At 70.4% G+C, this 13,416-nt stretch carries 11 protein-coding genes; all 11 read right to left on the bottom strand.

Translation table 11 applies throughout. From position 1 onward, the window contains the following. Positions 1 to 19 precede the first annotated feature (19 nt). Positions 20 to 3,139, bottom strand: coding sequence for an efflux RND transporter permease subunit (locus ASE31_RS14490; protein WP_057202357.1), 3,120 nt, complete (start codon positions 3,137 to 3,139; stop codon positions 20 to 22). 11 nt (positions 3,140 to 3,150) lie between these two features. Beyond that, complete coding sequence (locus ASE31_RS14485) at positions 3,151 to 4,272, bottom strand: efflux RND transporter periplasmic adaptor subunit (RefSeq protein WP_057202355.1); 1,122 nt, start codon at positions 4,270 to 4,272, stop codon at positions 3,151 to 3,153. Next, positions 4,269 to 4,805 (bottom strand): hypothetical protein, encoded by a 537-nt coding sequence (locus tag ASE31_RS14480; RefSeq protein ID WP_057202580.1) that lies wholly within the window; start codon positions 4,803 to 4,805, stop codon positions 4,269 to 4,271. The genes ASE31_RS14485 and ASE31_RS14480 overlap by 4 nt, the downstream gene beginning before the upstream one ends. A 41-nt stretch (positions 4,806 to 4,846) precedes the next feature. Then, entirely contained in the window at positions 4,847 to 6,055 is a 1,209-nt protein-coding gene (locus tag ASE31_RS14475) for a TolC family protein (RefSeq protein ID WP_157412475.1), read from the bottom strand. A 183-nt stretch (positions 6,056 to 6,238) separates the two neighbouring features. Beyond that, positions 6,239 to 6,616 carry a DUF2946 family protein gene (locus tag ASE31_RS14470; RefSeq protein ID WP_235514450.1) on the bottom strand — a complete coding sequence of 126 codons (378 nt, stop codon included), beginning with the start codon at positions 6,614 to 6,616 and terminating at the stop codon, positions 6,239 to 6,241. Positions 6,617 to 6,731: 115 nt separating this feature from the next. Next, positions 6,732 to 7,544, bottom strand: coding sequence for a heme ABC transporter ATP-binding protein (locus ASE31_RS14465; RefSeq protein ID WP_057202349.1), 813 nt, complete (start codon positions 7,542 to 7,544; stop codon positions 6,732 to 6,734). Beyond that, positions 7,541 to 8,623, bottom strand: a complete 1,083-nt coding sequence (locus ASE31_RS14460; RefSeq protein ID WP_057202346.1) for an iron ABC transporter permease — start codon at positions 8,621 to 8,623, stop codon at positions 7,541 to 7,543. Before ASE31_RS14460 ends, ASE31_RS14465 begins: the two co-directional genes overlap by 4 nt. Beyond that, on the bottom strand, positions 8,620 to 9,495 hold the full coding sequence (locus tag ASE31_RS14455) for a hemin ABC transporter substrate-binding protein (protein ID WP_157412474.1): 876 nt from the start codon (positions 9,493 to 9,495) through the stop codon (positions 8,620 to 8,622). Before ASE31_RS14455 ends, ASE31_RS14460 begins: the two co-directional genes overlap by 4 nt. Beyond that, positions 9,485 to 10,615, bottom strand: coding sequence for a hemin-degrading factor (locus ASE31_RS14450; protein WP_057202344.1), 1,131 nt, complete (start codon positions 10,613 to 10,615; stop codon positions 9,485 to 9,487). The genes ASE31_RS14455 and ASE31_RS14450 overlap by 11 nt, the downstream gene beginning before the upstream one ends. Then, on the bottom strand, positions 10,612 to 10,968 hold the full coding sequence (locus tag ASE31_RS14445; RefSeq protein ID WP_057202342.1) for a hypothetical protein: 357 nt from the start codon (positions 10,966 to 10,968) through the stop codon (positions 10,612 to 10,614). The genes ASE31_RS14450 and ASE31_RS14445 overlap by 4 nt, the downstream gene beginning before the upstream one ends. Before the next feature lie 37 nt (positions 10,969 to 11,005). After that, positions 11,006 to 13,243, bottom strand: a complete 2,238-nt coding sequence (locus ASE31_RS14440) for a TonB-dependent hemoglobin/transferrin/lactoferrin family receptor (RefSeq protein ID WP_057202340.1) — start codon at positions 13,241 to 13,243, stop codon at positions 11,006 to 11,008. Positions 13,244 to 13,416 lie beyond the last annotated feature (173 nt).

The raw sequence follows: 13,416 nt of genomic DNA, 5'->3' as shown, positions 1-13,416 counted from the left end.
ACGGGAAGAGGGGAAAAGCTCAGAACGCCTCGGCGTTCTTGTCATCGAGCAGGCGCTCGGCATCGCGGCGGCCGAACAGCCAGAACAAAGCCGGGGTCAGGAAGGTGTCGAGCAGGGTCGAGCTGATCAGGCCCGAGAAGATCACCACCGCCACCGGGTGCAAGATCTCGGTGCCGGGGCGCTCGGCCTCCAGCAGCAGCGGGGCCAGCGCGAAGGCGGTGACCAGGGCCGTCATGAGCACGGGGGAGAGGCGTTCGAGCGAGCCGCGCACGATCATGGCGTGGTCGAAGTTCTCGCCCTCCACGCGCATCAGGTTCAGGTAGTGGCTCACCTTCAAAATGCCGTTGCGCACCGAGATGCCCGCCAGCGTGATGAAGCCGATCAGCGCCGCCACCGACAGCGGCTGGCCCGAGATCCACAGCCCCAGCACGGCACCCACCAGCGCCAGCGGGATGTTCGCCATGATCAGCGCCGACAGCGTGGCCGAGCGGTAGCGCGTGTACAGCACCACGAACATCAGCACCAGCGAGACCACGGCCAGCATGCCCACCAGGCGGCTGGCCTCCTCCTGCGCCTGGAACTGGCCGCCCAGGGTGATGAAGTAGCCATCCGGCAGGCGCGCCTCGCCCACCACCTTGCGGATGTCGGCCACCACATCGGACAGCGCCCTGCCCTGCGCGTTGGCAGACAGCACGATGCGGCGCTTGCCATCGTCGCGGCTGATCTGGTTGGGGCCGTCGCCGTCCTCGATGCTGGCCAGGCGCGACAGCGGCACCCGCCCGCGCGGGGTCTCGATCATGATCTGCGCCAGGCCCTCGAGTGAGCGCGCGCTCTCGGGCAGGCGCACCACCAGCGCAAAGCGGCGGCTGCCCTCCACGATCTGCGTGACCTTCTCGCCCTCCACCAGGCCCTGCAGCGTGGCCAGCACCTGCGCCGCGGGCACGCCGTACTGGGCGGCTGCGGCATGGTCCACGCGCACGGTGATCTGCGGTGCCAGCACCTGCTTTTCCACCTCCAGGTCGGCCAGGCCGTCGATGCTGGCCAGGCGCGCGCGCAGCGCATCGGCCTGGCCGCGCAGGGTGTCGAGGTCTTCGCCGAAGAGCTTGATCGCGATCTGCGAGCGCACGCCCGAGAGCATGTGGTCGATGCGGTGCGAGATCGGCTGGCCGATGGCAATCGCCGCCGGCATCTGCGCCAGGCGGCTGCGGATGTCGGCCTGCACCTCGGCCATGCTGCGTTTCAGCTCGGCCGCAGGCAGCAGGCCTACGTCGAGCTCGCTCACGTGCACGCCCTCGGCATGTTCGTCCAGCTCGGCCCGGCCGCTGCGCCGGCCCACGTGCGTGACCTCGGGCACCTGGCGCACCAGCACTTCGGCCTGGCTGGCCAGCGCGGCCGACTCGGCCAGCGTCACGCCCGGGTTCAGGCGCATGCCGATGAGCAGCGTGCCCTCGTTGAAGGGCGGCAAAAAGGTGGTCGGAAAGAACGGCACCGCCGCCACCGAGAGCACCACCGCCACTGCGCTCACGGCCATGGCCACGCGCGGGTGCGCGAGCACGCCCAGGAGCCCTCTGCGGTAGCGCGCCTTGAGCCAGGCCACCACGCGCGTGTCGCCATGGTCCAGGTTCTTCATGCGCGGCAGCAGGTAGAAGGCCAGCACCGGCGTGACCGTGACCGACACCAGCAGCGAAGCCACGGTGGAGACGATGAAGGCGATGCCCAGGGGCACGAACAGCCGCCCCTCGATGCCCGGCAGCGCGAACAGCGGCAAAAACACCAGCACGATGATGGCCGTGGCGTAGAGGATGCCCGAGCGCACCTCCATCGACGCGAGCTTGACCACCTCGATGGGGGGCAACCGATGGTTCGGGTGCCGGGCGCGGTCCATCTTCAGGCGGCGCAGCACGTTCTCCACGTCCACCACCGCATCGTCCACCAGGCCGCCGATGGCAATGGCCAGGCCACCCAGCGTCATGGTGTTGATGGACAGGCCGAAGTACTTGAACACCAGCGCCGTGATGAAGATCGACACCGGGATGGCCGTGAGCGCGATCACCGTGGGCCTGAGCGTGCCGAGGAACACGAACAGGATCACCGCCACGAACACCGAGGCGCCCATGAGCTTGCCCTGCAAGGTGGTGACCGAGGCCTCGATGAAGCTGGCCTGGCGGAAGGTGACGCGCGGCACCTCCATGCCCGCTGGCAGCGACTTCTTCAAGTCCCCAAGTGCCGCCTCGATGCTGCGCGTGAGCGCAATTGTGTCGGCCGTGGGCTGCTTCTGGATACCCAGGATCACGGCCGGCTTGCCTTCGAAGCCCGCGTCCCCGCGCTTGAGCGCGGCGGCAAACGTCACCTCGGCCACCTGGCGCAGCAGCACGGGCTGGCCGTTCCTTGCGGTGAGCGCCAGGTTCTGCAGGTCTTCCAGGCGCGAGGTGCGGCCCAGGTGGCGAATCAGGTACTCGCGCCCGTTGAGCTCCAGAAAGCCCCCCGAGGTATTGGCCGAGAAACCCTTGAGCGCACCCGTGAGCTGGTCGTGTGTGATGCCCAGCTCGGCCATGCGCGCCGTTTGCGGCTGCACCTGGAACTGGCGCACCTCGCCGCCGATGGGGATCACTTGCGCCACGCCGGCAATCGCCAGCAGGCGCGGGCGCAGCACCCAGTCGGCGTACTCGCGCACGGCCATGGGCGTGGTGCGCTGCACGTCGATGGGGATCGCCACCTGCATGATCTCGCCCATGATGGAGCTGATGGGACCCATGCGCGGCGTCACGCCCACGGGCAGCCCCTCCTCCATGGACGACAGGCGCTCGGACACCATCTGGCGCGCACGGAAGATGTCCGTGCTCCAGTCGAAGGTGACGTAGATGAAGGACAGGCCCGCGCTGGAGGTGGAGCGCACGCTCTCCACGCCGGGCAGCCCGTTTATCGTGGTTTCCAGCGGGAAGGTGATGAGCTGCTCCACCTCTTCAGCGGCCATGCCGCCGGCCTCGGTCATCAGCGTGACGGTGGGCTTGTTGAGGTCGGGGAACACGTCCACCGGGGTGCGCGAGAGCGTGAAGGCGCCATAGGCCATGAGCACGCCGGCCGCGATGAGCACCAGCAGCCGGTTGGCCAGGCTGTTTTCGAGTAGCCACTTGAACATGGTGGTGGCTCCTAGCGGACCTGGTTGATCAGCGTGGCGCCCTGCGTGGCCACGCGGTCACCGGCCTTGAGGCCCGAGGTCACGGCCACCGAGGTGCCGTCCAGCGGCACGTAGGTGACCACGCGGGGCACGAAGCGCTCGGGCGACTCCTTGACCCAGACGATGGTCTGGTTCGCGGGGTTGCGCAGCAGCGAGGCCACGGGCACCTGCACGCCGGCGGCCTGCTCGGTGGACTGCACGAACACGCGCACGGGCTGGCCCAGGGCCAGGGTGCCCAGCACTGCCGAGTCCCCCGCAAACTGCAGCGGCAGCGCCTGGTCGCGCAGGCTGCGCGCCGCGCCCAGAAAGCGCAGCGGCACGCGCTGCCCGCCCACGGCCAGCGCGGCACCGGCCACGCTGTGGGCCTGCGCCGTGTCGTAGGCCAGGGCTTCGACGCGCAAGCGCGAAGGGTCCACCACCTCGAACACCAGTTCGCGCGCATCCACCACCTGCCCTGCCACGGCGTTGGCCGAGGCGATCACGCCCGACACGGGTGCCACCAGCGCATCGCGCGTGGACAGGCCCGCCCCCACGGCGCCCAGGCGCTGGGTGAAGCTTTGCAGCTCGCTCTCGGCCGCCTCGATGTCCTTGCGCGGCACGGTGTCCGCCAGGTCCTTCAAACGCGCCACTCGGCGCGCAGCCAGGTCGCGCGCAGCGCGCAGCTCGGCCTGCTGGGCCAACTGGTTGGAGCGCTCGATGGCTCCCGCCGTAGGCACCACATAGGCCAGCACCTCGCCCTTGCGCACTGCCTGGCCCACGCCGGGCAGGCCCTTGGGCCCTGCCTCCAGCCGGCCGGCCAGCGCGGCCTGCACCTTGCCACCGGCATTGGGGTCCATCACCACCGTGCCGGCCAGCTCGAAGGCCTTGGCATGCTGCCCTTCAGCAGCCACCAGGGTGCGCACGCCCAGCTGGCGCTGCGCGGGCTTGGGCAAAAACACGCTGCCATCGGGCTGGCGCTTGGGACCATTGCCGTCGGCGGCCGCAGGTGCGTCGCCATGGTCATGGCCTTCGCCGGCCACCGCGCCCAGAGGGGCGTACAGGCCGGCGGCCACCAGCAAGGCGGCCAGGGTACGGGTTGCAATTGAGCGCTTCATGCGGCACCTCCCACACGGGCGGTGCGGCTGCGCCGCAGACCCCACACGGCGCCCAGGGCCAGCAGCACGGCGCCCACGGCACCGGCCACCAGCGCGTTGCGCCGGCCCGCAGGCTCGGCGTGGGCATGCGCAGCGGCATGCACATCGATCTCGCCGGCCAGCAGGTCGGTCTCAGTGCCGGCCACCACAGTGGCGGTGACAGGGCTCACGCCCTCGGCCAGCGGTGCCGCCAGCGCAGCCTGGAACTCGCCCTCAGCGACGCGGGTGACGGGCACGCGCGTGCCGGCGATATCGAGCTCCAGCTGGGCCTCCTTCACGGGGCTGTTGTCACCCGCATGGTCGAGGTAGAGCGCCAGCTTTTTCCCATCGAGCACGCCCACGAGCTCGAACAGGTCGGAGGTGGCGGCAAAGCGCGGCAGGCCCGGGCCGGCCGCAGCGGCGGGAGCCTCGCCATGGTCATGGCCGGCATCGGCATGGACTGCCGGCGGCAGCAGCACCAGGGCCAGGGTGAAAAAGAGAGAACGGAGTTGCATGGTGATCACAAGAAATGGTGTCGGGGTGGATGGGGTGACGCTCACTGCGGCAACAGGCCGAGGGCCTGGCGCAAGGTGGAAACGGCGGCCGCTGCATCGATGCGGGCACGCGCCAACTGGCGTTCTGCCTGCACGGCTTCGAGCTCCACGCGCAGGCGCGTGGGCCAGTCGGCCTCGCCCAGGCGGAAGGCCTTGTCGATGAAGCCGCGCGTGTCACGCGCCAGCGCTGCGTGGCGGGTCATGGCCTCGCGCTGGGTCTGGGTGGCCTTCACGCGGGCCGTGGCGGCGGCCACGTCGGCGGCCAGCCGGTCCTGCTCCACGCGGGCGCGCACCTCGGCATCGAGCGCGTCGGCGCGTGCGGCGGCCTCCTTGGCGCGCGCCCGGTCGCCACCGCCCAGGGGAACGCGCAGGCCGACGGTGAAGCTTTGCAGGTAGCGCTCGCCCGATTGCTCACGCCCGCGCGTGGCGGCCACGGTCAGTTCGGGGTTGGCACGGGTCTGCACGGCAGCCAGGTCAGCGGCGCGGCGCGCCACCTCGGCCTGGTCCTGCCAGTCGGCCACGGCGGGGTGGTCGGCGGGCAGGCCGGCGCCGGGCACGGCCTCGGGCTCTGCCCCGTCGGCCAGCTCCACGCCGCCACCCCAGACAGCCAGGGCCGCCTGCGCCACATCGCGCGCTCCGGTCGCTTCGGCCACGGCGGCGTCGGCCTGGGCCACGGCGCCGTCGGCCTGGGTCTGGTCGGCACGCGACATGTCGCCGGCCTTGAAACGGCGCGCCACGTCGGCCGACAGGCGCTGGGCGTTCTGCAGCCGGTCCTGGGCCAGGCCCATTTCCGCCTGTGCACGCTGCAGGGCCCACCAGGCCTCGCGCACGCTGGCAGCCAATTGCAGCTGCGCGGCCAGGCGGCGGCTCTCCACAGCCTTGATCTCGGCATCGCCCAGCGCGGCCTTGCGTGCACGCTCACCGGGCAGCCACAGCGGCAGGGCCACGCCCAGCTCGACCTCGCGGCTGCCCTGGTTGCTGCCGGGGCGGTCGGTCTTGGTGGACAGCTCCAGTGCGGCGGGCTCGGCCGTAAAGGACGATGCGCCGCTGCGCGCGGCCTGCGCCGATTCGCGCCGCAGTGCGGCCGACTGTGCCTCGGGCTGGCGCTCCCAGGCCCTGTCGAACAAGGCCTTGAGCGTGAGCGGTGGCGCAGGCGGCTGGGCCAGCGCGGCACTGCCGGCCAGCGCCCATCCCAGGGCCACAGCCGCCATGGACAGCCGTGGTGTGTGGTTCGTTCTTCTCGTTCGTTGCATCCGATTCCTCTGCAATGGCCAGGGGCCACGGGTTTGAAATCGGCAAGGCACGATGCCCGGCGCGCACGCGCGCACCGCTGCTGCCCGCCAAGGCAGCGTGGAATCGTCAGGAAGGGGCTACCCGGTGCCCCGCCTCGCCGCTCAGGCGAGGGCGGGCCAGTTGGGGCGTTCGGGGCGGGAGAGGGGTGGGTGGACCCAGGCCGGCGCCGCCTGGGACGCAGGGCGGCCCACCGACACAACGATGGCCTGGGCGCTGGCGCTCAGCGCCATGCCGCTGCCCGCGCCATGGCAGGCATGGCAATCCATGTCGGCCATGCCAGAGGTGGCAAGGCCCCTATGGTCGGGCGTTTCACTGGTCTGGGATGGTGCGGCTTGCTCATCGGCCTGGTGCTCATGCACATGGTGGCCAAAATGCGAGGCCTGCGGTGCGGCCTCGTGCCCGCAATACGGCGATGCAGCGGCCCAGATGGACTGGAGCGGCATGAACAGCAGCAGGAAGGCGAGGAGCAGGCGGCGCATGGTGGTGTGCGCGCATTCTAGTGACAAGATGGCGCGGCGCAGCATGCGCCACTGCGCATATCCCCATGGGCCCAAGGACAAGGCCCCGCCAGATGACCGAATCGTCATCTGCGCTTCATCCCGCCGCCACCAGGAACTGCGGCACACCGTCGCTGGCCCGCACCTCGGAGCATTCCACACCCCACACGCGCGCAATGGCCGCAGCATCCAGCGTCTCACCCGTGGGGCCCACGTCGCAGCGCCCCGCGCCCATCAGCACCGTGTCGTGCGCATAGCGCAGCGCCAGGTTCAGGTCGTGCAGCACAGCCACCACGCCGATGCCCTGCTCCACCGCCCAGCGGCGCACCAGGGCCATGGCCTGGTGCTGGTGCGCCAGGTCGAGCGCCGCAGTGGGCTCGTCCAGCAGCAGCCAGCGTGTGGCGCCATCGGGCCTTGGTTCCCAGATCTGGGCCAGCGCCCGGGCCAGGTGGGCGCGTGCGCGCTCGCCGCCCGAGAGGGTGTTGACGCCCCGCGTCGCCAGGTGGGCCACGCCGGTGGCCTCCATCGCATCGTGGGCAATGCGCGCCTCGTGCCGACTGGGCAACTGGCGGTGGGGGAAACGCCCCATCTCTACCACCTCCTGCACCGTGAAGTCGAAGGCGACTGCCGTCTCCTGCGGCAGCACGGCGCGCAGGCGCGCCAGCTCGGGCGCGGCAATGGCCGAGAGCGCCCTGCCCCCCAGGCTCACCGAACCCGAGCGCGGCGCGCGCTGGCCCGAGAGCATGGACAGCAGCGTGGACTTGCCCGCCCCGTTGGGCCCGAGGATGGCGGTGAAACGGCCAGGCGCCAGGCGTGCATGCACGGTGGCCAGCAGGGGCCTGCCGGGCAGGCCCACCCCCAGTTGATTGCACACCAGCGGATCGCCGGGATGGAGCGGATTCGCGCTCATACCTTGCTCCTGAACTGGCGCAGCATGGCCAGAAACAGCGGCACGCCGATGAAGGCCGTGAGCACGCCGAGCGGCAGCTCGGCCGGCTTGACGATGGTGCGCGCCACCACGTCGGCCGCCAGCACCAGCGTAGCACCCAACAGGGCCGAACAAGGCAGTACCACGCGGTGGTCCGGCCCGGCCACGAGCCGCACCCAGTGCGGCGCCACCAGGCCGATGAAACCGATGATGCCGGTGGCCGCAGTCACGGCCCCCACGGCCAGCGCCGTCACCAGCACCGCCAGGCGCTTGGTCCGCTCCACCGGCACACCGAGCAGCGCGGCCTGCGCCTCGCCCAGGGCAATGGCATTGAGCGGGCGCGCCAGCGCCAGGCCCAGGCCGCAGGCCACCGCGACCAAACTGCACACCAGGGCCACGGCGCTCCAGCGCGCCCCGCCCAGGCTGCCCAGCAGCCACATCTGGATGTTGCGCAACTGCTCGTCGGTGGAGATGAAATTGAGGTAGCCGATCCCCGCCAGCGCCAGCGCATTGACCGCCACGCCGGCCAGCAGCATCAGCCCCATGCGCGTGCCGCCATCGGCCTGCGCCAGACCGTAGATGAGCGCCGTGACCAGCAGGCCGCCGGCAAAGGCCATGAGCACCAGGGTCCAGCTGCCCAGGGTGCGCGGCAGGTCGGGCAGAAAGTGCATGCCCAGCACGATGGCCAGAGCCGCCGCCAGCGCGGCACCGCTGCTCACGCCGATGAGGCCGGGGTCGGCCAGTGGGTTGCGGAACAGCCCCTGCATCAGCGCGCCGGCCAGGCCCAGGCCGGCCCCGGCGGCCACGCCCATCAGCAGGCGCGGCAGGCGGATGTTGACGAACACCAGGTACTCGGGCGCATGCTCGGGTGCCGGCACGGCACCCACGGCCTGCAGCAGTACCTGCCACAGCTGGGCGGTCGTGATCGCATAGGCGCCCTGCGTGCTGCCCCAGACGAAAGCCAGCACCACCAGGGCCAGGCCCAGCGCCAGCGCGGCGCGCGGGGACAGGCGCCCCGGGGTGCGCCGCACCAGGGGCTGCACGGCCGCCAGCCCGCTCACGCGGTGATCGCCTGCATGCGCGCCTGGATCTCCCGCACGGTACCAGGCAGGCGCGGCCCAAAGCCGAGCAGTTGGCTGGCCTCCATCGTCACCAGGGCCTTGCGGCGGAATGCCGGAGTCAAGGCCAGTTCCGGCCGCTGCCAGAAGGCCGCCTCGCCGCCCAGCGCCTCGATACCCTGCGTGCTGTTGAGCAGCACCTCGGGCGCGGCGCTGGCCATGGCTTCGGCCGTGAGCGGCCGGTAGCCAGCGAACTGGGTGATGGCATTCGTGCCGCCGGCAAAGCGGATCAGCGCATCGGCTGCCGTGCCGGTGCCGGCCACCATGGGGCTGCCGCTGTGCGAAAGAATGAAGATCGCGCGTGGGCGCAGCGCGGCCGCGGCCACGCTCTTTTGCACCGCCGCCCACTGCGCGTCGAGATCGGCCTGCAGGGCTGCTGCCTCGCGCTCGCGGCCCGCCACACGGCCCACGGCAGCCACCTTGCGCTGCACCTCGTCCCAGGTATGGTCGGCCTTGACCAGTTCCACGCGCACACCGGCGCTGCGCACCTGGTCCAGCACCACGGGCGGGCCCGCCTCGGTGGTGCCCACCACGGCGTCGGGCCTGAGGGACAGCAGCCCCTCGGCCGAAAGCTGGCGCATGTAGCCGACCTTGGCGGTCTTGAGCGCGGCCTCGGGAAACAGGCTCGTCGTGTCCGTGCCCACGAGCTGGCTCTGCGCGCCCAGCAGGTAGACCACCTCGGTCAGCGCGCCGCCCAGCGAGACGATGCGGGCAGCCCCTGCGGCATGGACCTGGCCCAGCGCGAAGGACAGCGGCAACGCCGCAGCACCCCGCAGCAGATGGCGGCGTTCGATCAAACCGGTATCACGCGGCATGGGCCAGCTCCTGCAGTCGCGGCAGGCGTGCCGCCAGATCGCGCCAACCCTGCAGCTCGGGCTTGCCGGGCTTGCGCGCGCCAAAGAACATGGCCATCAGCTCGCCCGCAGGGTCAAAGGCTTCCACCGAGGTCACCACGCCGTCGGCCGTGGGTTTTTCCACCAGCCACACGCTGGCCACCATGTCGGTGCGCAGGTGCAGGTTGAAGCCCGGGTCGAGCACATTGATCCACTGCGCTCCGGGTGTGTCCAGTGGTTTGATGTTGTTCACGGGGCCGGTATGGATCTGAATGCAACCGCCGCTGCTGACGAAGACCATGATGGGCAGACCGCTTGCCGCCGCGCCCTGCAGCAGCGTCGCTACGGACTCCTTCGCCAGGCGCCAGGCAAACTGCCCCTCGACCAGGCGAAAGCCCTGCTGGCGCTCCACCGCGAACTTCTTCGTGAGGCCGAAGAACTCGTGCGTGTCCTGCATCGCGGCCCAGGCCTCGCGCAGGCCGGCGGCGTCGATCTCGGTGTCGGGTCGCGGCACTTCGGCCAGCGGCGCGGCACCGAACACATAGCCCGCGCTCGGCTGGGCAAAGCGTTGCACCACGGCATCGAGCGCGGCCAGGTCGGTGGCTTCGCGCACGAACGCCTTGTGCACCGCACGCCCGTGGGCGTTGAAGAACTGCAGGCTGCGCTGGGGCGCGCGTGCCGGGTCGCTGGCGGCCTCGGTCACGGCAAAGCCGGCATGCCACTGGGCGAAGAAGAGGCGCAGGTCGATATCCTCGCCCAAGGCCAGGCCCACCGGGCCGGTGGCCGAGATGTTGGTGTAGATACCGGTCTTCTCGTGCACCACGCCCTCGTTGCGGGTCAGGGCCATCAGTGGGCCGCAGGCTTGCAGCGACTGCAGCAGCTGCAGCCATGAGCCCTGCAGCGGCACGGCCTTGAGCGGGTATTCATGCTCGCCCGCATGGGCCGCGATGGCCGCACCTTCCGACAGGCCCAGCGCCTCGGCCGCGTCCTTGGCGCGCTTGCCCGTGGCCCGCACGGCGGCGAACTGCTCGCGGATGGCGGGCGCCGTCTGCAGGCGCATGCCGTTCGGGTCGGCGTTGTTCGTCATCAGTACATCGCTCATTGCACGGTCTCCGGTGCGGTCAGCCACAGCGCGCGGCGCTGCTCGGCGGCCGACAGGGCCGCATTCGCGGCATCGGCCCCCTGCCCTGCACCCTGCTGGGCCCAGCGGCCCTGCAGGCTCCAGACCACGGTGCGGAAATGCGGCGTGAAGCCCTCGGCGTCGGCCAGCATCTGCAGGTTGGCGGTGATCTTGCGGCCCATCGCATCGCGGTGGCTGTCGCAGCAGGCCTGCACATAGCCCGTCATCAGGGCCAGGGTGCCGGCCAGCAGCGCCTCGGCGCAGGGCAGGCTGTATTCCTCGTCGCAGTGGGCGCCGGAGGCTGGGGTATCCGGCGTATCGTTGGCGTGGCTCATTGTCTGTCTCCTTCCGCGATGGGTGTGAGAAAGTGGCTCAGAAATCCGCCACCAGCGAGACCCGCACGGCGCGGCCCGGCTGGCTGTAGGCGTCGATGAAGCTGGCGTTGGCGGCCAGGCCGCGCACGTCGGCCCAGCGCCAGTGCTTCTTGTCGGTCAGGTTGTAGATGCCGGCGTTCAGGCGCAGGTCCTTGCGGATGCGCCACTGGCCCGACAGGTCGAGCACCGTGTACGAGGGGGTGAGGTACTGCGTGCTGCCCGTGGCCACGGTCACATCGCTGGCCTTCTTGGCGGCGGCGTGCGTCAGGTCCAGGCGGGCCATCCACGCGCTGGTGTCGTAGCGCAGGCCGGCCGTCAGGCGCGACGGGTCCACGGTGTTCACCGGCTTGCCGGTGGCGGTGTCGCGGCCGCGCGTCTGGCCGTAGGCGAACGGCGTGCTCAGCTGGCCGCCTGCGAAGCTGCCCCAGCGCATGTCGCCCTTGACCTCGAAGCCATTGAGCTTGACGCGGCCGATGTTGACCGACTGGAACACCAGCGGGTTGCCCGGCGCGCCCGTGCCGCCCACCTGGCGCAGGTCTTCGATGAAGTCCTTGTAGCGGCCGGTGAAGGCGGCTGCCTCGATGGACAGCGCGTCCATGCGGCCGCGCACGCCAAGCTCGAAGTTCTGGCTCTTCTCGGGCTTGAGGTCGCCGTTGGGCACCGTCTTGTAGTTGCTGACCGGGTTCTCGAAGAAGGCGTTGACCTGGCCGGCGTTGGGCGCACGGAAGCCCGCGGCGTAGTTGCCGAATACGCTCCAGGCATCGGTGGCGCGGTACAGCACGCCGAGCTTGGGCGAGGTGGCGTTGCCCGACAGCGATACGGCCTGCGCGCCGAAGCCGCTCTGGTCGGCCTTGATGCGGAAGGTGTCGAGGCGCACGCCGGGCGTCACGCTGAAGGGGCCGTTGATGATCTCGTCCTGCACGTACAGGGCGGTGCTGGTCTCGTTGGTGTCGGGGAAGCGCTTGAGCGGGAAGGTCTCGCCCACGGGCGGCGTCACGCCGTCCTGCAGATTGGTGACCTTGGCGGACGAATGGTCGATGCCGTAGGTGATCTTCTGCACCCAGTTGCCGCCCGTGCGCAGCAGCTTGCTGCCCTGCACATTGGCCTGCCAGCTGCGTTCGTCGTACGTCACGTCGCGCACGCGGTCGGCGGCGGTGCTGCGGTCCTCGAAGGCGTACTCGCGCGAATTCGCGTCCTGAAAGCTCAGCGTGGCCTTCACATCGTCGGCGAAGCCGGTGTTCAGGCGCCAGTGGCCCTCCCACGTGGCGCGCGTGCGCTGCATGTCGGTGGAGGAGTTGGATGCCAGCGTGGAGGTGGCCGCCAGCGGCGGCTTGGAGCGCGCGGTGAGCAGCTCGTAGTCGGAGGTCTTGTCCACATGCTCCAGCGTGAAGGCGTGGCGCTGGCCGCCGCCGGGGGTGAGCACCACCTTGCCCAGCAGCGCGCCGCCCTGGTCCTTCTGCGGATTGGGCAAGGTGCGGTCGGCGTTGGCCGAGTCGTTGGTGCCCATGTTGTCGAGCTCGCGCGCACGGTTCACGCTGCCACTGACCAGCCACTGCACTGTGTCGTTGGCGCGGCCGGCCACCGTGGCGCCCAGGCGCTTGCCGTGGTCGTCGCCGTCGTAGCCGGCGCTCACCTGGCCGCCCAGGGCCTTGCCGTCCTTGAGGAAGTTCTCGGGGTCCACGGTGATGAAGTTCACCAGGCCGGCCATGCCGTCCGAACCGTACAGCGCCGAAGTGGCGCCGCGCACCACCTCGATGCGCTGCAGCAGGCCCATGTCCAGGTAGTCGCGGCCGAAGGCGTTGGCGCTGAACACATAGCTGCGCGGCAGGCGGATGCCGTCCACCATCATCAGCACGCGGTTGCCGTCCAGCCCGCGGATGTTGAAGCCCGCATTCTGCTCGCGGCCCGTGGAGCCGCTGGCCAGCGAGAAGCGCGCGGGAGAGCGCGTGACCGACACGTTGGGCAGCTCGCGCACCGCATCGCGGATATCGCGCACCTGGCCCTCTTCGAGCGCACGCGCATTGATCACGTCGATGCTCATGGGCAGCTCGTCGGGGTTCTGCTCGCTGCGCGAGCCGCTGATCACCACCTCCTTGAGCGCGGGACCTGCCGCCACGAGCTGCGCGTCGGCCGTGGCCTGCGCATGGGCGCCGGTGAAGGAGGCACACGCCAGCGCAGCCAGCAAGGCCAGCGGACGGAGGGCGAAACGGGGGGATTGGTCGATTGGTTGCGCCACGGCAGGAAACCCTTTTTCTCTGAGACGGATGGAAACAGAGCTGGCTTCGGACGCCGGGAGGCCCTTTCAAAGGGCTGGCAATGGCTGGCTACCGCTGCATTATATGAGAATAATTATCAATACGAATTGACTCTGCCCATTGCCCAGTCCATAAAACAGAAACGGGAGCCCGA

It is taken from the genome of Acidovorax sp. Root217 (assembly GCF_001428645.1).
Taxonomy (GTDB): domain Bacteria; phylum Pseudomonadota; class Gammaproteobacteria; order Burkholderiales; family Burkholderiaceae_C; genus Acidovorax.
The sequence above is the reverse complement of the archived record's forward strand: the minus strand, read 5'-3'. Positions and strand labels throughout refer to the sequence as shown.